We start from the raw sequence: 20,710 nt of genomic DNA, 5'->3' as shown, positions 1-20,710 counted from the left end.
TCATTACAACTCCATTTCTACTTTTAACGCATCAGGTAAATCGATTAGTATTGGATATGACCCATAAACGCATTGATTCCCGCACTGGCATCGCAATCGGACCCATTCTTTTTGTAGTGGCATTGCTGGCTATTCTGGCAACGGCAATTGCAGCAGGAAGTAGCACATTTAGTGCAAGCAGCACCCAGGAAAGCGCACGAACATTGGCAACCGCATTAATCGACCAATGCAGCGCCTATAAAGCGGCAATGGACAGATTATTGATGGGTCATAATTGCGATCCTACCCGTTTGGATATTACGCCGCCTACTTTTCCTACTGGCACGACATGGACAAATGGCGATTTCACATCAAGCAACGGCACCAACAGGGCCGGCAACGGAAATTGCGCACTTTATGATCCGCGTGGCGGAACCATGACCTTCACCCAAGTACCATCAGCGACCTTGGCCACACCATCGACCGGGCTTTGGGGCGGCGGGTATGGCGATCCGCAAATGGATTATTGGGCCGGTTATCCGATGTTAAGCGGAACCCATTGCATAACGGGTGTCGGTACTTGCAATGCAGGTTCATCCCGCCGGGCCAATATGACCCTTCATATTTTTCCAATCCGGCAGGATGTGTGCGATGAAGTGAATAGCATTTTGAAAAACAACACATCCAGTGCTTCGGTTATCAACACGAATGATTCAGCTGGATATAATATGTATGCCGGTTGGGGATTGCGCACCGGCGTCAGTGTTGGAACCTCGGGCGGAATTTCGGGTTCAACCGTGCGCGAAATGTGCGGCAAGCAATCTTCCTCGGCAACAGGTTATGTGGCCCCCTATCAGGCGAATGTCTATTACTGCACGGTTCTGGTGCAATAACCCATTCTTAACCACCGCTGCGTTACGGTTTTCCTATGCGCATCCTGTTACTCATCCTTTTATTGGCTCTACCCCTTCCTGCTTTTGCGGGCATGGCAGAAGCGAAGGATTTGGCCAAGACGTTGAACTGTCAGGTTAAGGCGATTGTGGTTGCCAACAAAAGTTCGGGCGAGAATTTCGAGACAACCTACAAGGTTGATTGCGAGCTGCCCCAAAGCGCGAGCGCCGAAGAAAAGAAAGCCAATGGCACGATGCTGATTAAATGCGAAGCAGCCATGTGCAGTTTGTTGAAGCGCGGCGAATAAAACTTAGTGGTGGTAACGAAGGAAGCGGAGCAGCTCCAGCTTCTTTTCCGAAAGTTCAACGGCAGCACGCAGCGCAACCTTTGCATCGCCTTCGGCAACGGCCAGACGTTCCACCAGTTTGGTGTGTTCAACGCCAAGCGATTCAACCGAAACGTCTTCCAATGGTACCACTTCTTCCGCCAATACGGTGCAGCCGGTCGGGTTTACTTCTACTATGCCGCCGGAAACCAGCATACGCTTGGTGATCTGGGTTTCTTTTTCTTCATACACATCAATAACGCCCACGCGCATCGTGGAAATGAAGGGCGCATGGCCAGCAAGCACGCTGAAGTCACCTTCGGTACCGGGCAAAGTTGCCATCGCAACCGGCGCGGAGAAGAGCTTTTTTTCAGGGGAAACAAGGTCGAATTGGAGTGTGTTCATAGGGATGTTTTTAGCAATTTTTCAGGCTATTGCAAGCCGCTTTTTAACCCGCTGAAGACCCTGCCAATCGATAATAAAGACGGCCTTAGGGTGCTCATAAACGATCCCCTTCCCGCCTGCCGGCCTTTAAAGCGCGGGCGGAAAAAGAAGTCCGGCATATTGACCAATTCACGCGCCAGCAAGGTTGTATCCCTGCTCTCAAGCGTGGAGTTTTCATGCCCATCCTCTCTTGTTCCTTCATATTGCAGGATGGCGTCATGGCGGTGGATGGTACTGTTCTGCGAAAAGCCATTTAGGTCGCTATGCTTGATATGGAAGATGACATACACAACCGCGCCTGATGCTATTGGCGTCATGCTGGCCCAAACCTGATCACGCTCAGCGAACACATGGCTCCCCTTCAAGTGAAGATGCAGCCGCGAATATTCGCGCAGCATGTGGGCTTCCATATTTTCTTCATCACTAAAATTGATTTTGATAAAACCATTTTGCTGAAACACATCGTCCACCGTCGCAACAACAGTTTGTATCGGAACGCGGGGGGCGGTGATTGACAATTGTGACATGGTCACTCCAACACAACTAAGCTTATGGCTTTCTGGTCAGGTACCGCAATGCAGCACGCAACCCCTTTAATGCTATGGCTTTCAAGCCTTCGGGTTCAGGCTGCAAACCGGGTCTTACGGGCACTGTCTCACCTTGTTGGCGTTGCGCGGCTTGGCTTGTTTCCAGCTTCGAAGCAAAATGTGCATCCGGCAAATGCAGCAACGTAAAGATATTCATTACCCTACTGCCAGCAGTGACCACGGCATCTTCTAACGATCCGCCTTCTGGCGTAATGGTGCCATAGAGATGTAGTGCCGGTGTTTCAATCGTCACTGACGGATCAAATGGAACGACAACCATCCCATGGTGGAGGGTGCCTTCCGCGTCACGCTCCACCCGAACCCAGATATGGTCGTTCGCACGTAACGGAACTTCACCCGCTCCGGTGAGGTCAGTAACGTGCAGATACTGCTGCAAATCAGCCCATGCTTTCGGGCTATCAATCTTTTTGAAGCCATGGGGCGTCAGTTTATGGTCAATGTCCTGCAATAGCCCTGTTAGGGCAGGCCGTTTTTGGTCACTCATTAATCACCTAAAAAATGCTTCTTAGGTCATTCTAATGAATTCACACGCGCCACTGCCACTGCCCTTTTACTTTCGTAATCAGGAGGAGCGCGGTAAAAGCTGTAATTGTTGGCTTAAGCGGCTGCTTGTTCGGCCATCTTCTTGGCTTTGGCAACGGCTTCATCAATACCGCCAACCATGTAGAACGCTGCTTCCGGCAGGTGGTCGTACTCGCCGTTCACAATCGCCTTGAAGCCCTTAATGGTATCCGCAAGGGAAACCAGAGCGCCAGGTGAACCCGTGAACACTTCGGCCACGTGGAATGGCTGCGAGAGGAAGCGTTGGATTTTACGTGCGCGGGCAACGGCCAGTTTGTCGTCTTCCGACAATTCATCCATACCCAAAATTGCAATAATATCTTGCAAGGATTTATAGGTTTGCAGGATCTTTTGAACCGAACGTGCCACTTCGTAATGTTCCTTACCCACAACGCGCGGGTCAAGAATACGGCTGGTTGAATCCAAAGGATCCACCGCTGGGTAAATACCAAGTTCGGCAATCGAACGTGACAACACGGTTGTCGCATCCAAGTGAGAGAATGTGGTTGCAGGCGCGGGGTCGGTCAAGTCGTCTGCCGGTACGTACACAGCTTGAACAGACGTAATCGAACCCTTCTTCGTTGTGGTAATGCGTTCCTGCATCGCGCCCATATCGGTTGCGAGGGTTGGTTGGTAACCCACAGCCGAAGGAATACGGCCAAGAAGCGCGGATACTTCCGAACCTGCTTGGGTAAAGCGGAAGATGTTATCCACGAAGAACAGCACGTCTTGGCCCTGTTCATCACGGAAGTATTCCGCTTGGGTCAAACCGGTAAGCGCAACACGTGAACGCGCGCCGGGGGGTTCATTCATCTGACCATACACGAGCGCGGCTTTTGAACCAGGGCCTTCTGGCTTAATAACACCTGATTCAACCATTTCGTGATAAAGGTCGTTACCTTCGCGGGTACGTTCGCCCACACCAGCGAATACGGAGAAACCACCGTGTGCTTTTGCAATGTTATTGATCAGCTCCATAATCAAAACGGTTTTGCCCACACCCGCACCGCCGAACAGGCCGATTTTACCACCCTTCGCATATGGGGTCAGCAAGTCGATAACCTTAATACCGGTTACCAGAACCTGCGCTTCGGTTGATTGTTCGGTAAGTGGTGGTGCTTCACGGTGAATTGGAAGCTTCTTGGTGTACTGTACGGGGCCGCGATCATCCACGGGCTCGCCAATCACGTTCAGAATGCGGCCAAGGGTATGTTCGCCTACGGGAACACAAATCGGCGCGCCGGTATCGGTCACTTTGGCGCCACGTTGCAGACCATCGGTTGAATCCATCGCAACGGCACGAACGGTGTTTTCGCCAAGATGTTGCGCAACTTCCATCACCAGAAGCTTGCCATCGTTATCCACTTCAATAGCATTCAAAATGGCGGGGAGTGCATTATCAAATTGCACGTCAACCACGGCGCCTAGAACCTGCGTTACTTTTCCAACTGAAGCTGTAGTCATTTTTCTTAGTCCTTAATGTTATTAAAGTGAGTTGTTTGGTTATTTAAAAGTTGTGGTTTAAACTGCCTCTGCACCGGTTACGATTTCAATCATTTCCTTGGTGATGTATGCCTGACGCGCACGGTTGTACTGCAAGCTCAAGCGGCCAATCATGTCGCCTGCATTGCGCGTTGCATTATCCATTGCGTTCATGCGTGCGCCCTGCTCGCCCGCTGCACTTTCAAGCAGCGCACTGTAAAGCATCACGGAAATATTCTTCGGCAATAAATCAGCCAGAATTGCTGTTTCATCTGGTTCGAATTCATAGACGGCAGATGCGGTTTGTTCTTTTGGCTTGGTCGCATCCACTTCCGGCATCGGAACAGGAATGATTTGTTGCTGCGTTACAACCTGTGTAATCACGTTTTTGAAGCGGTTGTAAATCATGTGCGCTTCATCAAACGCGCCTTCTTCATACAAATCCTGAACTTTCTGCGAAATAGCATCCGCATCGGCAAAGCTGAGCTTGCGGCGACCAACATCTTCATAAGTTGCCAGCATCATGTCCGCATATTCACGCCGCAGCTGGTCACGTCCTTTGCGTCCAACAGTGATAAGTTTTACCTGCTTGCCTTCCGCTTTCAGTTTGCGGATTTGCTTGCGCGCTTCGCGCACGATGGATGAATTGAACCCGCCGCATAATCCGCGGTCAGAGGTAACCACAATCAACGCGACAATTTCTTTTTTGCCCGAACCGCTCAGCAATTTTGGTGATGAGCTATCAACCACCAGATTGGCAGTAAGCGATGCGATGATACGCGTCATGGCATCGGCATATGGACGACCCGCTTCGGCTTGTTCTTGCGCGCGGCGCAATTTGCTTGCGGCTACCATTTTCATGGCCGAGGTAATCTTGCGAGTGGACTTCACACTCTCGATGCGAACTTTGAGGTCTTTTAAACTAGGCATGCGTTAGGAGACTTCCTAAGTATGTGGAATCGTTGAAAGGCGCATCTTTTTCCTGTTTTCAGCCGTTTAAGTCAAGCGGAAAGGAAGTGCGCCTAACCTCTTTCATTTATTAGGCTTTTAGGTCTGCTTTTGGGCTGGTTTTTCTACTTTGCTTTGCCAGCCAGCTTAACGGTCAGGCCGTTATATTCCTCGCGCATAATAATCTGGCATCCAAGGCGGGACGTTTTAGTGAGGCCCACAGCCAAATCCAGCATATCCATTTCATCGGCTTCGGGCTCGGGCAACACATCATACCAACCCGTATCCACAATTACATGGCAAGTTGCGCAGGCCAATGAATGATCGCACGCGCCTTCCAAATCAATCTTATGCATGTGCGCGATGCTTAATAACGTGCTGCCAACAGGCGCTTCCACTTCGCGTTCGCGTCCATCGCGTTCAATAAAAATAACTTTGGGCATATCGTTCAATACTCACTTTTCAAACAATCTAATTGCAGGCTCGCGTTTTGAGAACAGGCCAGAAGGTCGCAGCAGCATGATAACCACCATACCAGCGCCAAAGGCAATCATCCGGTAATCCTGCAACTCCCGGAAGATTTCGGGCAAACCTACTAGAAAGATTGCCGCACCTGCAAGCCCCAGCGGGTGCCCCATTCCACCTAATACAACCACCGCGAGAACCAGCGCAGATTCCATAAATGTAAAGCTTTCAGGGCTGATGAATCCTTGGCGCGCAGCAAAAAATGCACCCGCTGCGCCGCCAATTGCCGCTGCAATAACATAGGCAGCCAGTTTGGTGCGGGTCAGGTTGATACCCACTGCCTCGCTCGCCCGTTCATCTTCCCTTACCGCCTCGAATGCTCTGCCTAATGGCAACCGGCGCAGCCGTGTTGCCAGCAGGTGAACCAGCACAACCAGCGCAAGCACCAGATAATATAAAAATATCACGCGCGTGGTGGATGAAAATTCAAGTCCAACATATTCGTGGAATGATTTCATGCCTTCAGGTACCGCGCGTTCAAACGACAAGCCAAACAAGCTTGGACGCGGCACGCCGTTAATGCCGTTTGGTCCGCCGGTAAGCGAAACCCAATTCAATAAGACGATACGCAGAATTTCTGCAAAGCCGAGCGTCACCACCGCAAAATAATCGCCGCGCAAACGCAGCACCGTAATACCAATCAAAAACGCCGCAACGCCCGCGATGATGCTGGCAAGAGGTAATGCCACCCAGAAATTCAAACCCAGCTGCAACGCCAGCAACGCAAAAGCATAGGCGCCAAGCCCATAAAATGCAGCAAACCCAAGGTCTAACAGGCCTGTCAGCCCGACAACCAGATTAAGCCCGTACGCCAGCACCATATAGGTAAGGATCAGCGTCACGACATCCAAAACATAGCGACTGGACACAGGGGTAAAAGGCAAGACCACGACGATAACAAACATCGCGAGGAATAGTTTATTATAAAACGCGTGATTGCTTGGAAATACGAAAAGCGGTTTTTTGCTCTCATGCGTTTTTAAAGATCCAAAAATGCCAAACGCAAACCGCGCAACAAACACACCTGCCACACATAATGCAAAATTATTCCATTCTGGCACAATTGAAAGTCCCTGCGCGTTATCAACTGTGCGCAATCCAATGAAATGCAAAAACAAAACAGCGGCAAGCAATGCAGCGACAAAACTTTGCGCTATCAACTCCCCGATCTTGGTTTTGGCTGACATTTCCATGGCTAAACCTTATCAATTTCCGGTTTGCCAAGCAGGCCTTGCGGGCGCAGCAGCAGCACAAGAATAAGAATACAAAAACTCGCAACATCCTTGTATTCCGCGCTGACATAGGCCGACCAGAACGCTTCGATTAATCCGATTAATACGCCGCCAATCATTGCACCGGGCAATGACCCGATACCCCCTAGCACCGCCGCCGTGAATGCCTTCATCCCCGCCAGAAAACCGATGTAAAAATCGACCACGCCGTAATACAAAACCACCATTACACCAGCTACCGCCGCCAGTGCAGCACCCAGCATGAAGGTGATGGAAATAATTCGCTCCACTGGAATACCCAGTAGTAACGCCATTTTCATGTCTTGCTCACACGCGCGTTGCGCACGGCCAAGTCGGGTTTTGTGAATAAGTAGCGTTAAGCCAAGCATCAGCAAAACAGCCAACACCACAATCACGATTTGCAGATATGAAAGCGATACCACAAATCCATCCGCACGTTCCATCAAGGTGATGCGCCCTTCTACCATGGGTTGCAATGGTTTGACGCGCGCGCCCTGTGCCATACGTACAAAATTTTGCAACAACACGGAAACACCAATTGCAGAAATCAGCGGCGCAATGCGCGGCGCGTTGCGTAATGGCCGATAAGCCATTTTTTCCATCACGAACCCGTAAGTGGATGTAACAACAATGCTGAATATAAACGCCGCCAAAATGACCAGCGGCACGGCCGCAACGCCCACGGTGTTCCCAATTGTATTTAGCGCGACCACCGTCACCACCGCCACAAACGCACCAATCATATACAATTCGCCATGTGCGAAATTAATCATGCCCATGATGCCATACACCATGGTGTAGCCGATGGCGATAAGGGCGTAGATGCTGCCAAGCGTTAACCCGTTGATAAGCTGTTGAAGGAAATATTCCATGATCAGCAGCCCTGCCCCATTAATCCAAAGTGTACCTTATTGACAAAGCGGTTTGCGCGGGTTGCGCGCACCGTCTGGTGTGCGCACATATACTATGACTTGGTCGGGCGACCATGCCGCCACCGCAGGAACCCAATTCGCATATTTGATGCAGAACTGGCGCGGGGTGAGCGTGCTGGACTCCCCGCTTTTCTGGTTTGCCAATGCGGTTCTGAAATTATCTATCACTTCATTGCGGCTACCACCGGTTGCGGCGTACACACGGGCGATGGTATTTTCCCATTTACGGATTTGCGTTGAATACTTTTTCAAGAACACGGCATAGCTATCTTTCAAGGGACGGCGATAGCCATCATATTTGCAGGTGAGCATAATGACTTCGAGATCGGTATGCAGGCGCAGCCCCTGCTCCGCTTCAAACTCCTCTGGGGTATAACATTCGCCTGCAACCGCAAGGATAGGCATTAACGCCAAAAAAATTGCGATGAGTAGGCTTTGCTTCATTCGTTCTATTCCCAAGGATTGCGTTAATTTGGCGTAGTGATGGATTCTCGCTTGCGCGAAGGGCGGTTGCTGGCAAGACTACCGTAAGAACAAAGCGAAATACCATCAAAAACAAGACTCCTTTAAGGCCATTATGTCAAACCCCGCATCTTCCAATCTTGCGCCCCAGGGCCTGTCGCCCAACGAAGCCGTGCTGGAAATCATTAAACGGGCGGCCTCTGATAAGTCTAACCCCGTTAAAACTATTAACAGCATTCTTTACATGGTGGCATCGTGGCGCGCCAACCAACTCGCTCAATCGCGCCTAGATATCGCGCAAGGCCGCGTGATGAGCGGCCCATTCCAAGGGATGAATTTCTATTTCAACGATACACTTGGCTGCTACGCGCCCAAACTTTTGGGTGTCTATGAAATGGAAATGCACAATTTTATCCGCCAAGCCATCGCCAAACAATATGAAGCGGTCATCAATATTGGCTGCGCGGAAGGCTATTACGCGGTTGGCTTTGCCACCACAATGCCGAACAGCGTTATCCACGCCCATGATATTGATGAAAAGCTGCAAGCCGTAACCCAGCGCGTTGCCGAAAAAAACAATGTGGCACATCGTATAAAAATCGGCGGATTATTCGATGGTTCGCGTTTTGCGGAATTCAAAGGCAAACGCACATTGGTATTCTGCGATATTGAAGGTGCGGAACGCGAATTGATCGACCCCACCGCCTATCCCGAACTGCTCAATATGGATATTTTGTTGGAATGCCATGAATGCTTCATTCCGGAATTACGCAAGGTATTCATCGAACGGTTTTCAAAAACCCATGACATCACATGGCAAGAACCCGAACTGCGCTGGGGCAAATTCAATATCGATCTGCCGAATATCGATGATCTGGATCTATGTTTGCTGTCTTACGAAAACCGCGCCGGCGCAACGCCGTGGGGTTATTTTAAGAAGAAATGATTATTCCCACTCGATGGTTCCGGGGGGTTTGCTGGTCACGTCATACACAACGCGGTTGATGCCTTTTACTTCGTTGATCAAACGCGTTGCTACATCCGCCAAAAATTTATGTTCGAACGGATAGCTTTCTGCCGTCATGCCATCCACCGATGTGACCGCGCGAAGGCCCAATACGTAATCATAGGAACGACCATCGCCCATCACGCCCACGGTGCGCACAGGAAGGAGCACGGCGAATGCCTGCCAAATTTCATCGTATAATCCGGCCTTGCGGATTGCATCCAGATATACGCTGTCGGCCTTGCGCAAGATATCCAATTTTTCGCGTGTGATCTCACCCGGAATGCGGATGGCCAAACCAGGCCCAGGGAATGGGTGACGACCAACGAATTGTTCAGGCAAACCCAATTCGCGGCCCAAAGCGCGCACTTCGTCCTTGAACAATTCGCGCAGCGGTTCCACCAATTTCATGTTCATGCGTTCCGGCAAACCGCCCACATTATGATGCGATTTGATGGTTACGCTGGGGCCGCCCGTAAATGAAACACTTTCGATCACATCGGGATACAGCGTACCCTGCGCCAAGAACTGCGCGCCGCCTATTGCTTTGGCTTCATGTTCGAATACTTCGATGAATAATCCGCCGATGATCTTGCGTTTTTTCTCGGGGTCACTTACGCCATTCAATGCACCAAGGAATTTATCCTGCGCCTTCGCCACGATCAGCGGAATATTATAGTGATGACGGAATAACGTCTCCACCTCCTCCGCTTCGCCCATGCGCATCATTCCCGTATCAACAAAGATGCAGGTGAGTTGCGAACCGATTGCTTCGTGAATAAGTACTGCGGCAACGGCGCTATCCACACCGCCCGATAAACCGCAAATAACTTTTGCCGAACCCACCTGCGCACGTATCGCATCGATCTGGCTTTGGCGGAATGCCGCCATCGTCCAATCGCTGTTGCAGCCTGCAACCTTTTTCACAAAGTTGCCAAGTAATGCCTTGCCTTGCGGCGTGTGCACGACTTCGGGGTGAAATTGCACGCCGTAAAAACGCCGCGCTTCATCGGCAATCATGGCGAATGGCGCGCCAACGCTGCGCCCAACAACCTTAAATCCTTTGGGCAATTCCGCCACGTGGTCGCCATGGCTCATCCACACTTGTTGTTTATTGCCCTTTGCCCATACGCCTTCGAATAACGGGTTGGCATCAATGACTTCGACCTCGGCCTTGCCGAATTCGCGGGTGTGGCCTTGTTCCACCTTGCCGCCCAATTGCGCGCACATGGTTTGTTGGCCATAGCAAATGCCCAATACCGGCACGCCAAGTTGCCAAACTATTTCCGGCGCGCGCGGTGAATCTTTCTCCAGAACGGAAGCAGGCCCGCCGGATAAAATAATACCCTTTGCGCCATAGGCTTTTATTCTGTCGGAAGCTGCGCTGCCGCTTGCAAAACTAAATGGCCAGATTTCGCAATACACACCCGCTTCGCGCACACGGCGCGCAATCAGCTGTGTCACCTGACTGCCAAAATCCAAAATCAGGATGCGGTCATGATGCGTTTCAGGTGATTGTTTTGGCATTGCTTGCGGTGACATGGTGAGTTTTTAGCGATGTTCAGTGGTATTTTCCACAAAAATCCAAAAGGTTATTACACATAGTGCCTTAACCCTACGAATCTGCTTATATTCCGCAGTTACCTATCGCCATATAATCTAGGATAGTTTTACTATGACCGATCACAAAGAAATTTTTAATAACATCTATAGCCGCGATTTATGGGGTGGCGGCTCTGGCCCCGGCTCTACACCTGAGCACACACATCAATACCGTTGGTATCTTCAAAACTTCATGCGCGCCAACCGCATTACCAGTGTTCTCGATATCGGTTGTGGCGACTGGCAATTTTCAAAAATGATTGACTGGACAGGCGTGAATTACATCGGGCTTGATGTATCGGATGTTGTTCTACAAAACACGCGCACCTATGCGCGCTCCAACATTACTTTTCTTGAAGCGAATGCACTGAAAGATGAATTACCAAAAGCAGATTTGGCAATTCTAAAAGATATTGTGATGCATTGGTCGAATGCAGAAATTATATCATTTGTTCCAAAACTTCAGAATTTCAAATTTGCACTGATTACGAACGGATTATTTGCAAATCATCCTGAAAGTATCAATATCGATATTCAAACAGGGCAATGGCGTTCGATTGATTTAACGATGCCGCCATTCAGCTTCAAAGGCGCGAATGTGTATTGGTATCCAGCCGATGGACCCAAAACTGTATTCCTGTGGAAGCGCGATGAATGATCATGGTGCGGGCAGCTGGGGATTTTTTCAACTTCAAAGAGTATATATTCAAGAAGCTGTACAAAAAACCGTTTTACTCATTTAGGCGAACCATTCGCCTGCGGGTCTTCTAGCGATATTCTGGGCTTTTTTCCAGAAGAAATGGGATATAGTTCAGATAGCACTGCGATAGTGGAAAATCACAATCTGCTTGTTTTATAAAGCGATACTTAACTTGTCCTGCAAAAAATATCAGCCTTATTCAACGCCTTAGTATAATTAAATATTACTAAACAATTTGCTAGTACAGTTGGATCTAAGCATATTTTTTTAGGAATTTTTTATGGCAGAAAATGATCAAGGGGCACAAAAACCGACGCTCTTTAGGCGAGCGCAAGCGTTTGGCACTGCTGTGCTCGGCGCAATAATTGTGGCAGGTCCCGCACAACTGATAGCTGCCGTGACTGGCTCGGAGCGTATTCAAGAATTCGCGAACGGCGTGACAAAAAAAGTTCAAGCTCACGCCCGTATTGCTGACGGCCTGCCACCAACAGACCCCGCTATTGAGCAACGTAGGCTAGCTGCTGAAGCCCGCGTTGAAAGAATTGTTGCTAGATATTCTTCAACTGACGATTTGCAGTCTGGTTTACAAGATCCCGTTATTCTACCCAAGGCAACCGATGGTGCAGAGCGCGGCACTGCAATTCCTAGAGCAACACCAAGCAGCGCGCCTGTGTTTAGGCCATAGAGCTCAACAGCCAATCACAAGGCTGTTATCAAACGCTCTTCATTTTCAAAAAACATTCCATCTGCTGCATACAAGCAAGATAGATCCTGTTGGTGCGGGCAGCCGGAGTTGAACCGGCACGGGGTTGCCCCCGAGGGATTTTAAGTCCCTTGCGTCTACCAGTTCCGCCATGCCCGCGTAACTGTGCTGCCGTGATTTATAATCAACCCATGAATGACAAGCCAGTAATTTTTATTAATGCCGTGCAAGTTAACAAAATAATGCGGTTATATAACTTATTAACTATGATCTTTGATTGACTTAGTATCGAGTAATGTATTTGTGTATCGCCATATTACACAGGATCATACTTTATGCATGATGAAAATTATTGGTTAAACTACAACGCCGCTTTTAATGGATTGCCGCCACCAGACCCGCTCAGCCAAGGCGCGATTGACGGCGCAATTGCTCGCAACGCTTTACTAAACTCTTCTTCCAACAATCCGCCATCAGTCAGCGTTAATACGGCTGGGGTTCCTTGGGGTATAATCGGATTATGTGCTTTCGGAGCAGCCGCAATAGTTTTCAACGCCACTACTCATATTACCTCTGACGCAATAAAATATGTAAGTGAAGCAAACGGTAAAATTAAAGACAATCAGTCTTTGCATAAATACAGAACAGTATTAGATGCTCGTAAACAAGAAATTGCAAAAGAAACAATTCAAAATCCATTAATAGCGTTTGGCTTTCAGTGTGTGCATGAAGAATGTACCGCAAAAGGTTTTAAAATTAGAACTGTGTACTTTTCTAATTTCACATCGGCTTCAAATGACGCTGGTTATTCGATTACAATTAATTCCATACAATATCCTGAACGTGAGTTACGCGTATCATTTCGCATGCAATTTGCTCACTCCCCGAACTACGGTAATCTTGGTTATGATATAAATGAAAAAATTGCTTTTAGTGTTATACCAAGTTTTTTAAGTTTCCAGCCAAGACAGCAAGATCAAATAAATTGGCGCGTAAAACAAATGCCAGCTGGCGAATACCTAGCTGCGCAACAACGCACAAAGGATCCTAAATTTTTAAAACCTGAGCTACTAGAGCAAGAATTCAAAGAACTTAAGGCTTTACTTGAAAAAGCACCCCTCACCGGACAACCTACCCGCGTAATGTCGCTATCGGGTGTTAGCAGACCAGCAATGTTAAACGGACAACCCGTAAAGTCGCCAGATTGGATTTTCCCTTTATCGCTGATTTTAGATAAATAGTTTTTGATACAGCATGCTGAATCAGCTGAAATAAAGGCAAAAACCCCATTTTAAAATAATTCAACGCCGCCCTTGGCATCCCCGAATTTTCTTTGTATAAGGACTGCCTTCACCCCCTGTTCCTCGATAGCTCAGTGGTAGAGCAAGCGACTGTTAATCGCTTGGTCGTAGGTTCGAATCCTACTCGAGGAGCCATTCTTCGCCTAAACGGCTACGAATGGCAGGCCATTTCTAAAAAATCCAATTTCCGTTTATGACACGCGATGATGTAGAGCTGCTGGAACGCGAGACCTTGTTTCAGGGCTGGCTGCGTCTGGAACGTCATCGTTATCGTCATGCGTTATTTCAAGGCGGGGTTAGCCGCGTGTTCACGCGCGAAGTGTTCATTCGCAATGCCGCTGTTGCCCTTCTGCCTTACGACCCCATCACCGACCGCGTCTGTTTAATCGAACAATTCCGCTGCGGGCTTTACACGGGCGGCACCACAACACATGAAACTCCATGGTCGATTGAAATGGTCGCAGGACTGATGGATAAAACAGAAAGCACCGAAGAAGTTGCGCGGCGCGAAGCCCATGAAGAAGCAGGATTAATCGTAAAGCGCGTAAAAGCAATGCCGGGCGGCTATACCATGCCGGGCAGCTGCGACGAGTTCTTTAATTTCTTCGTTGGCGAAGTTGATCTGCCCGATAACGCATCGAAAATATTCGGTTTAGTGGAAGAAGATGAAAACATCAAAACGCATATTGTAAGCCGCGCGGAAGCAATTGCGTGGATGGATGATGGCAAAATCAGAAACCTGCCAACCCTTTATGGCCTGAGCTGGTTTGCACGGTTCGGCGAAGCCCTGCGCAACGAATGGCGCGCTTAGGCAATAGCCAAGTTTAATGCTTCAGGGTGTTTGAGAATCTTCACCGCCTGGTCAAAGACCAATTGGCTGCCGTAAACCAGCGCTTCATCATGCTTACCACCAAGAACTGGGCGTTCTGGCCCCAATAAATCAATGTGTTTGGCTTCGCCTGCTTCACCACGGCGCGCCAATATAACTGATGAAATCATATTATGTTGCGCTTTTGCACGCTCATAGGCAGTAGGGCCAAAAATTGCACGGATACGCAACGCGTTAATCACATATCTTCCACCGCGCACGAATGCGTTTTGCTTTTCCCACTTTGATTCAATTCTTGAAACAACTACATGGGCAGAATAGCTCCAAAGCCGTTCAATCTCTTTATTGGTAAGCTGACCTTGCAACATGCGCTGGAAATTACGCAAGCTTGGATGATTGCCAGCTGGAATTTTAGCAGGGGTAGCATTTTGTGGTGCGGACATGGTTTTTCCAAAAATAATTCTAAAAAATACGCTCCCTCATTCTACTAAAAATAAAGCCAGGCAAATAGTTTCATCGCAAAAATATGCTTAATATGAATACATTCAATAGCATCGCAGCGTATTCATCCCCGTCGCTCACAGCCTGTGGATGAATTAACTGCTGCAATTTAGCCAGCAAAAACCTACCCTCCTCCCTTTCGAATCTCATAGAATTGCACGCAGATAAACACATGGCACAAACCAGTAATGAACTTGTTGTATTGCGGCCTAACAACCCCGCCCCGTCGCGTTTGCCGCCCCATAATCTGGATGCGGAGCAGGCGTTGCTGGCGGCGATTTTAGGCAACAACCTCGCTTATGAAAAAGTGAGCGAGTTTTTGCGACCGGAGCATTTCTATAATCCCGTCTTTGGTAAAATGTATCAGGCGGCCATCACGTTGATTGAACGCGGCCAAAAAGCCGATGCGATTACACTCAAGCATTTCTTTGCCAGCGATCCGGAAATCAACCAATTGGGCGGTGATGATTATCTGGCACAGCTTACCGGCAGTTATGTCAGCATTATCAATGCTGCCGATTACGGTCAAACCATTCATGATTTGCATCTGCGCCGCCAGCTTATCAATATCGGGACAGATATTGTGACCGATGCGTTTGATGGTGCAGTTGAAACGCAAGCCATCCAGCAAGTTGAAGAAGCCGAACAAAAACTGTTTCAGCTTGCCACCACCGGCGATACGCGCGGCGGGTTTGTCAGCCTCGGCGCAAGTTTGCAAAAAGCCCAAATAACCTTTGAAGCCGCCTATAAAAGCGATAGCCATATTACCGGTATCACCACGGGCCTGCGCGATATGGATCATAAACTGGGCGGGTTGCAACGCTCCGACCTTATTATTCTGGCGGGCCGCCCTTCGATGGGTAAAACCGCGCTAGCAACCAACATTGCATTTAATGCTGCGCGCAGTTTTGTGGAAACCGGCGGCAAGATGGGCGCTGTTACCGGTTTCTTCTCGCTTGAAATGTCTGCCGAACAACTCTCCACCCGCTTGGTCAGCGAATATGCGCGCATTCCCTCCAACGATATTCGCCGTGGCCAGATCAAGCGCGAGGAATACACAAAGATTGTCGAAAGCATCAAAGAGCTGGAACGTATCCCGCTTTATATTGATGACACGCCTGCCCTTACCATTGCGGCACTGCGCACCCGCGCGCGGCGCATGAAACGCTCAGCGCATGGACTTGGCCTGATTGTTATTGATTACCTGCAATTGATGCAGGGGTCAGGCAGTAAAAGCTCTGAAAACCGTGTGAACGAAGTTTCCGAAATCACCCGAGGGCTGAAAGCGATTGCAAAGGAATTGAATGTGCCCGTACTGGCGCTATCACAGCTTTCGCGTAACGTGGAAGCACGCGAAGACAAACGCCCACAATTGTCTGATTTGCGTGAGTCTGGCGCGATTGAACAGGATGCCGACGTGGTGATGTTCGTATTCCGCGAAGAATATTATCATTCACGCACCGAACCCATGCGCCGAGAAAACGAAGACGACGCAAAGTTCAACCGCCGTTATACCGACTGGCAGGAACGCGGCGAAAAAATTCATAACATCGCTGAAGTTATTTTGGCAAAACAACGCCATGGCCCCATTGGCACGGTCGAGCTTCACTTTGAAGGCGCGTTTACACGCTTCTCCGATTTGCAACAAAGCCATTCTGATGAACACGGCTGATGAATAGGGCGGATGATTAAGCGTGATTGCCGGGGCTCTTGCTACCATTGATTTAGGGATTATTGCCGATAATTTTCGCGTGCTGCAAAGCATGTGCGGTAATGCCGAGGTTGCAGCGACGATTAAGGCCGATGGATATGGCCTTGGCGCTATTCCGCTAGCCAAAACATTATACGCTGCAGGTTGTCGTACATTTTATGTAGCGCATCTCGAAGAAGCGCTAGCCATCCGTGCGCTTCACAGTGATACGACTATCTACGTATTGCATGGCATTCCAAATGGGAGCGAAGCGGAAGCGCAGACAAAAAACATCACGCCCATCATCACTGATTTAGGCGCGCTTACCCGCATGCGCGAAACCGCCAAGAAAAAAGGGGAAATCATTCCGGTCAATCTGCACGTGGATACCGGCATGAACCGTATTGGATTTGGCGCATCGGAATGGAACATGCTGATCCACACCCCCAGTTTGCTGGATGGCGTGGATGTAAAAATGGTGATGAGCCATTTTGCGTGTTCCGATGAACCGCTGCACCCCATGAACGAGCAGCAGCGGGCCAAATTCATTGGGGCAACAAAACATTTTGTTTCCGCCAAACGAACATTGGCGAATTCGCATGGTGTTTTTTTAGGGACACACATGCATTTCGACCAAGTGCGCCCTGGCCGTGCACTTTCGGGGACGAATGGCCTAAAGGGCCTTAAAAACGCGTTATCTGTTCACGCCCCGATTATCCAGCTTCGTTCAATTGACAGTGATGGCACCGTTGGCTACGGTGCAACGCAACGTGTTCAAAAAGGCATGAGGCTGGCAGCTTTGGCATACGGATATGCCGATGGTCTGCATCGTGTTTTTAGCAATAACGACCAGACCACTGGTCATCATTTTTATCTTCATGGAATTGCAGTGCCTGTTGTTGGCCGCGTTTCAATGGATTTAGTGATGGTTGATGTAAGCAAGGTTCCGGAAAATCTTGTGCATGTTGGCGGGATGGTTGAAATTGTGGGCGCGCATCAAAGCGTTGATGATTGGGCCGCGCAAATTGGCACACTCGGCTATGAATTGATGACGCATTTAGGAAATCGTATCGAACGAAGCTATATTGAAGTGAAATCATGAGCCCCAAAGAAAACCACGAGCAACTCATTCAAATCCGCGATATTTTAAAAACCAATCTATTGAAGCTATGTCAATTGCTTGGAGCTTCCTTGCTGGGATTCCTGCAATCCACCGGCGCATTTGCATTCTTTACCATCCGTTCTGTCTCGCATTGCATCCGCCCACCCTTTTATATGTCACAATTCATCCGCCAGTTTATTGATATTGGCTATTATTGCTTGCCGGTCGTGGGGTTGACCGCACTCTTCAGCGGCATGGTGCTGGCGCTGCAAAGCTATTCAGGTTTTTCCCGCTTTTCGGCAGAAGGGGCAATTGCAACCGTGGTTGTGTTATCGATGACCCGCGAACTTGGCCCGGTGATGGCTGGCCTTATGGTCGCGGGGCGTATCGGTGCATCGATTGCAGCTGAACTTGGCACCATGCGCGTGACCGAACAGATTGATGCGCTAACAACCCTTTCAACCAATCCTGTCAAATATCTCGTAGTGCCGCGGATTGTGGCTGGTACAGCGATGCTCCCTGCCCTTGTGTTGCTGGCTGATATCATCGGCGTATTCGGCGGATTTTTGGTGAGCGTGTATCGTCTGGATTTTAATGCCGCCAACTATGTCGATCAAACATGGCGTTATCTTGAAAATATGGACGTTATATCCGGACTTGTAAAAGCATCGGTGTTCGGATTTATCGTTACCCTTATGGGTTGCTATTTCGGGTTCAATTCCAAGGGCGGCGCGCAAGGCGTGGGCGCGGCAACCACAAATGCGGTTGTTTCTTCATCCATCCTTATCCTTATCAGCAATTATTTGCTGACCGGCATCTTCTTTGCGAAGTAATTGAACATGACAAATACCGTTCCAAAAATTGAACTGAAAAATGTCCGCAAAGCCTTTGGCGATAAAAAAGTTTTGAATGGCGTTGATATCAGCGTTGAAAAAGGCCAATCGCTTGTCATTATCGGCGGTTCGGGCACGGGGAAATCCGTGATGCTGAAATGCATTCTGGGCATTCTGGAAGCGGATAGCGGCTCCATTAAAATTGATGGTAACGAAACCCGCACCGTGCAGGGCCGCAAACGCGATGTATTGCTTGATGAATTCGGCATGTTGTTCCAAGGCTCCGCGTTATTCGACAGCTTGCCCGTTTGGAAAAATGTAGCGTTTAAATTAATGCAGGCACGCCGCATGCCCGCCAAGCAAGCCAAAGACATCGCGGTTGATAAACTTTCGCAAGTCGGCTTAGGCGCAGATGTCGCTGATTTATTTCCGTCAGAACTTTCCGGCGGGATGCAAAAACGTGTATCCCTTGCCCGCGCGATTGCCGCAGATCCTAAAATCATTTTCTTTGATGAACCAACCACTGGCCTTGACCCGATTATGGCCGACGTGATCAATGATCTGATTGTGAAATGCGTGCATACACTTGGCGCTACCGCCATTTCGATTACGCATGACATGGCCAGCGCGCGCAAAATCGCCGATCGCATCGCGATGATTTACCAAGGCCAGATTATCTGGAATGGTAAGAAAGAAGATGTTGATCATTCAGGCAACGCCTATGTTGATCAATTCATCCATGGCCGCGCCGAAGGCCCCATTCAAATGCAAATTTTAAAGAACTGATTTAAGGCGCAGGCGCTTGTGAAGGCGCAGTGATGCTGGCAACCACACGGCCTAAAAAATCATTACATGCTTTGAGCTGCGCAGGATCAATATATTCATTCGGTTGATGTGCCTGAAGAATATTTCCTGGCCCCACCACAATGGTTTTAACAAACCCCGCATCCCAGAACCGCGCCGCTTCGCATACATAAGGTACGGTAATCGCTTCGCCGTTACCCACGAATAATTGCCCCATTTTAATTGCCGCGTCGTCCGTACATTTAAATCCGGGGTTCATCATTTCAACGCGCACGGTTAAATCGGCATGGCCACTTTTATCCATCAGCGTTTTATATTCGACTACAGCTGCATGCGCCGTATGACTGAAAAAATTTTCTAACGCAGCCGGAGTGATGCCGGGACGACCACGAAAATCATAATGGTTTTCGTACCCAGACGGGATAACATTATTGGTATAGGGTGTTTTAACGCCCGTGGATGCCATGGATGCATGGCCCAGCATTTCATCGCCCAACAAGGCTCCATATTCACCCCGCGTACGCATCAGTGTTCCAGACAAAACAGTCATCACGTCGTGCGCGCTGGTAATCGTTGGGTCATTGTACTTCGATGCATGACCACCAGTTGCACTGGCATTGAACCAGATTTTGGCACGTGAATTATGCGCAACCGCCATTTGCATTTCGGTGGGTTCACCCACAATACACAAATCCGGTTTGATGTGTTGCGCCTTCAAAACATCAATCGCTGTAATCACACCTTTGCATCCCACTTCCTCATCAAACGAAAACACCAGATGAATAGGCTTGGTAAGCTTGCTTGTTGACCACGCTTCCACTTGCGATAGCACACAGGCTACAAACCCCTTCATATCGGTTGTGCCGCGCCCATATAGAAAACCATCTGCTTTTTGCGTTAGCGTCCACGGGTCGGTATCCCACGCCTGACCATCGACGGGAACCACATCCGTGTGGCCGGATAATAAAATACCGCCATCCACTTCGGGGCCAATGCTGGCAATCAAATTCGCCTTTGTGCCATCCGCATTCATATCCAGATGCGTGCGCACGCCATGACACACCGCAAGCTTGGCGCGGATGTAATCAATCATCATCAAATTGGATTTGTGACTCGTTGTATCAAACGCAACGAGGTCTTTCAGAATTTCAATATGCGGTTCCATAATACGTTATATAAATATTTGAGTAAGCAAGCATAAAGGAATAACCGCCCCTGAAAACGGTTTA

The 20,710-nt window shown here is 49.1% G+C and carries 23 protein-coding genes and 2 tRNA genes; 12 read left to right on the top strand and 13 right to left on the bottom strand.

Annotated features, from left to right (window positions below):
• Positions 1 to 56: 56 nt before the first annotated feature.
• Entirely contained in the window at positions 57 to 872 is an 816-nt protein-coding gene (locus tag SFW65_04105) for a hypothetical protein (GenBank protein MDX1922298.1), read from the top strand.
• A 35-nt stretch (positions 873 to 907) separates the two neighbouring features.
• A complete protein-coding gene (locus SFW65_04100; protein MDX1922297.1) occupies positions 908 to 1,177 on the top strand; it encodes a hypothetical protein in 270 nt (89 codons plus the stop codon).
• Positions 1,178 to 1,180: 3 nt separating this feature from the next.
• On the opposite strand, the gene atpC is transcribed toward SFW65_04100, so the two are convergent.
• The 9 genes from atpC to SFW65_04055 form a co-directional block, all read right to left on the bottom strand.
• Entirely contained in the window at positions 1,181 to 1,600 is a 420-nt protein-coding gene (gene atpC / locus SFW65_04095; protein ID MDX1922296.1) for an ATP synthase F1 subunit epsilon, read from the bottom strand.
• Between the two features lie 26 nt (positions 1,601 to 1,626).
• Complete coding sequence (locus tag SFW65_04090) at positions 1,627 to 2,172, bottom strand: hypothetical protein (protein ID MDX1922295.1); 546 nt, start codon at positions 2,170 to 2,172, stop codon at positions 1,627 to 1,629.
• Between the two features lie 16 nt (positions 2,173 to 2,188).
• Positions 2,189 to 2,731, bottom strand: a complete 543-nt coding sequence (locus SFW65_04085; GenBank protein MDX1922294.1) for a hypothetical protein — start codon at positions 2,729 to 2,731, stop codon at positions 2,189 to 2,191.
• Between the two features lie 113 nt (positions 2,732 to 2,844).
• Positions 2,845 to 4,272, bottom strand: coding sequence for a F0F1 ATP synthase subunit beta (gene atpD, locus SFW65_04080; GenBank protein ID MDX1922293.1), 1,428 nt, complete (start codon positions 4,270 to 4,272; stop codon positions 2,845 to 2,847).
• 57 nt (positions 4,273 to 4,329) lie between these two features.
• Positions 4,330 to 5,220: a F0F1 ATP synthase subunit gamma gene (locus tag SFW65_04075; GenBank protein ID MDX1922292.1), complete on the bottom strand. Its 891-nt coding sequence runs from the start codon at positions 5,218 to 5,220 to the stop codon at positions 4,330 to 4,332.
• Positions 5,221 to 5,363: 143 nt separating this feature from the next.
• Complete coding sequence (locus tag SFW65_04070) at positions 5,364 to 5,681, bottom strand: ferredoxin family 2Fe-2S iron-sulfur cluster binding protein (GenBank protein ID MDX1922291.1); 318 nt, start codon at positions 5,679 to 5,681, stop codon at positions 5,364 to 5,366.
• 12 nt (positions 5,682 to 5,693) lie between these two features.
• Entirely contained in the window at positions 5,694 to 6,956 is a 1,263-nt protein-coding gene (gene livM, locus SFW65_04065; protein ID MDX1922290.1) for a high-affinity branched-chain amino acid ABC transporter permease LivM, read from the bottom strand.
• A gap of 2 nt (positions 6,957 to 6,958) precedes the next feature.
• Positions 6,959 to 7,888 (bottom strand): branched-chain amino acid ABC transporter permease LivH, encoded by a 930-nt coding sequence (locus SFW65_04060; protein MDX1922289.1) that lies wholly within the window; start codon positions 7,886 to 7,888, stop codon positions 6,959 to 6,961.
• 36 nt (positions 7,889 to 7,924) lie between these two features.
• Positions 7,925 to 8,392, bottom strand: coding sequence for a hypothetical protein (locus tag SFW65_04055; protein ID MDX1922288.1), 468 nt, complete (start codon positions 8,390 to 8,392; stop codon positions 7,925 to 7,927).
• Between the two features lie 133 nt (positions 8,393 to 8,525).
• Here SFW65_04055 and SFW65_04050 point away from each other — a divergent pair, with 133 nt between their 5' ends.
• Complete coding sequence (locus tag SFW65_04050; protein MDX1922287.1) at positions 8,526 to 9,356, top strand: hypothetical protein; 831 nt, start codon at positions 8,526 to 8,528, stop codon at positions 9,354 to 9,356.
• Here SFW65_04050 and guaA read toward each other — a convergent pair whose 3' ends face one another.
• Positions 9,357 to 10,958 carry a glutamine-hydrolyzing GMP synthase gene (gene guaA, locus SFW65_04045; protein ID MDX1922286.1) on the bottom strand — a complete coding sequence of 534 codons (1,602 nt, stop codon included), beginning with the start codon at positions 10,956 to 10,958 and terminating at the stop codon, positions 9,357 to 9,359. It abuts the gene before it with no gap.
• Between the two features lie 133 nt (positions 10,959 to 11,091).
• On the opposite strand from guaA, the gene SFW65_04040 reads away from it, so the two are divergent.
• Together SFW65_04040 and SFW65_04035 are read left to right on the top strand one after the other, a co-directional pair.
• Positions 11,092 to 11,676, top strand: a complete 585-nt coding sequence (locus SFW65_04040) for a methyltransferase (protein MDX1922285.1) — start codon at positions 11,092 to 11,094, stop codon at positions 11,674 to 11,676.
• 322 nt (positions 11,677 to 11,998) lie between these two features.
• Complete coding sequence (locus SFW65_04035) at positions 11,999 to 12,403, top strand: hypothetical protein (GenBank protein MDX1922284.1); 405 nt, start codon at positions 11,999 to 12,001, stop codon at positions 12,401 to 12,403.
• A 90-nt stretch (positions 12,404 to 12,493) separates the two neighbouring features.
• On the opposite strand, the gene SFW65_04030 is transcribed toward SFW65_04035, so the two are convergent.
• A tRNA-Leu gene (locus SFW65_04030) sits at positions 12,494 to 12,580 on the bottom strand.
• A 176-nt stretch (positions 12,581 to 12,756) separates the two neighbouring features.
• Here SFW65_04030 and SFW65_04025 point away from each other — a divergent pair.
• The 3 genes from SFW65_04025 to SFW65_04015 all read left to right on the top strand — a co-directional run bounded on the left by SFW65_04025 (position 12,757) and on the right by SFW65_04015 (position 14,533).
• Entirely contained in the window at positions 12,757 to 13,662 is a 906-nt protein-coding gene (locus tag SFW65_04025; protein MDX1922283.1) for a hypothetical protein, read from the top strand.
• Positions 13,663 to 13,782: 120 nt separating this feature from the next.
• Positions 13,783 to 13,857 (top strand) — tRNA-Asn (locus SFW65_04020).
• 58 nt (positions 13,858 to 13,915) lie between these two features.
• A complete protein-coding gene (locus tag SFW65_04015) occupies positions 13,916 to 14,533 on the top strand; it encodes an NUDIX domain-containing protein (GenBank protein MDX1922282.1) in 618 nt (205 codons plus the stop codon).
• Here the strand turns inward: SFW65_04015 and SFW65_04010 are convergent.
• Positions 14,530 to 14,994 (bottom strand): hypothetical protein, encoded by a 465-nt coding sequence (locus SFW65_04010; GenBank protein MDX1922281.1) that lies wholly within the window; start codon positions 14,992 to 14,994, stop codon positions 14,530 to 14,532. The two genes, SFW65_04015 and SFW65_04010, sit on opposite strands and share 4 nt — an antisense overlap.
• 230 nt (positions 14,995 to 15,224) lie before the next feature.
• Here SFW65_04010 and SFW65_04005 point away from each other — a divergent pair, with 230 nt between their 5' ends.
• Genes SFW65_04005 through SFW65_03990 form a run of 4 tightly spaced genes read left to right on the top strand, consistent with a single transcriptional unit; the run spans position 15,225 to position 19,463 of the window.
• On the top strand, positions 15,225 to 16,724 hold the full coding sequence (locus tag SFW65_04005; protein ID MDX1922280.1) for a replicative DNA helicase: 1,500 nt from the start codon (positions 15,225 to 15,227) through the stop codon (positions 16,722 to 16,724).
• 22 nt (positions 16,725 to 16,746) lie between these two features.
• Positions 16,747 to 17,844, top strand: a complete 1,098-nt coding sequence (alr, locus tag SFW65_04000) for an alanine racemase (GenBank protein MDX1922279.1) — start codon at positions 16,747 to 16,749, stop codon at positions 17,842 to 17,844.
• The gene (locus tag SFW65_03995; protein MDX1922278.1) at positions 17,841 to 18,677 is read left to right on the top strand and encodes an ABC transporter permease; all 837 of its coding nucleotides are present in this window, start codon (positions 17,841 to 17,843) and stop codon (positions 18,675 to 18,677) included. The genes alr and SFW65_03995 overlap by 4 nt, the downstream gene beginning before the upstream one ends.
• Before the next feature lie 6 nt (positions 18,678 to 18,683).
• Positions 18,684 to 19,463: an ATP-binding cassette domain-containing protein gene (locus SFW65_03990; GenBank protein ID MDX1922277.1), complete on the top strand. Its 780-nt coding sequence runs from the start codon at positions 18,684 to 18,686 to the stop codon at positions 19,461 to 19,463.
• A gap of 1 nt (position 19,464) precedes the next feature.
• Here the strand turns inward: SFW65_03990 and SFW65_03985 are convergent, their stop codons facing one another.
• Positions 19,465 to 20,646: a M20/M25/M40 family metallo-hydrolase gene (locus SFW65_03985; protein ID MDX1922276.1), complete on the bottom strand. Its 1,182-nt coding sequence runs from the start codon at positions 20,644 to 20,646 to the stop codon at positions 19,465 to 19,467.
• Positions 20,647 to 20,710 lie beyond the last annotated feature (64 nt).

It is taken from the genome of Alphaproteobacteria bacterium, from assembly GCA_033762625.1.
Taxonomy (GTDB): Bacteria; Pseudomonadota; Alphaproteobacteria; order UBA9219; family RGZA01; genus RGZA01.
The sequence above is the reverse complement of the archived record's forward strand: the minus strand, read 5'-3'. Positions and strand labels throughout refer to the sequence as shown.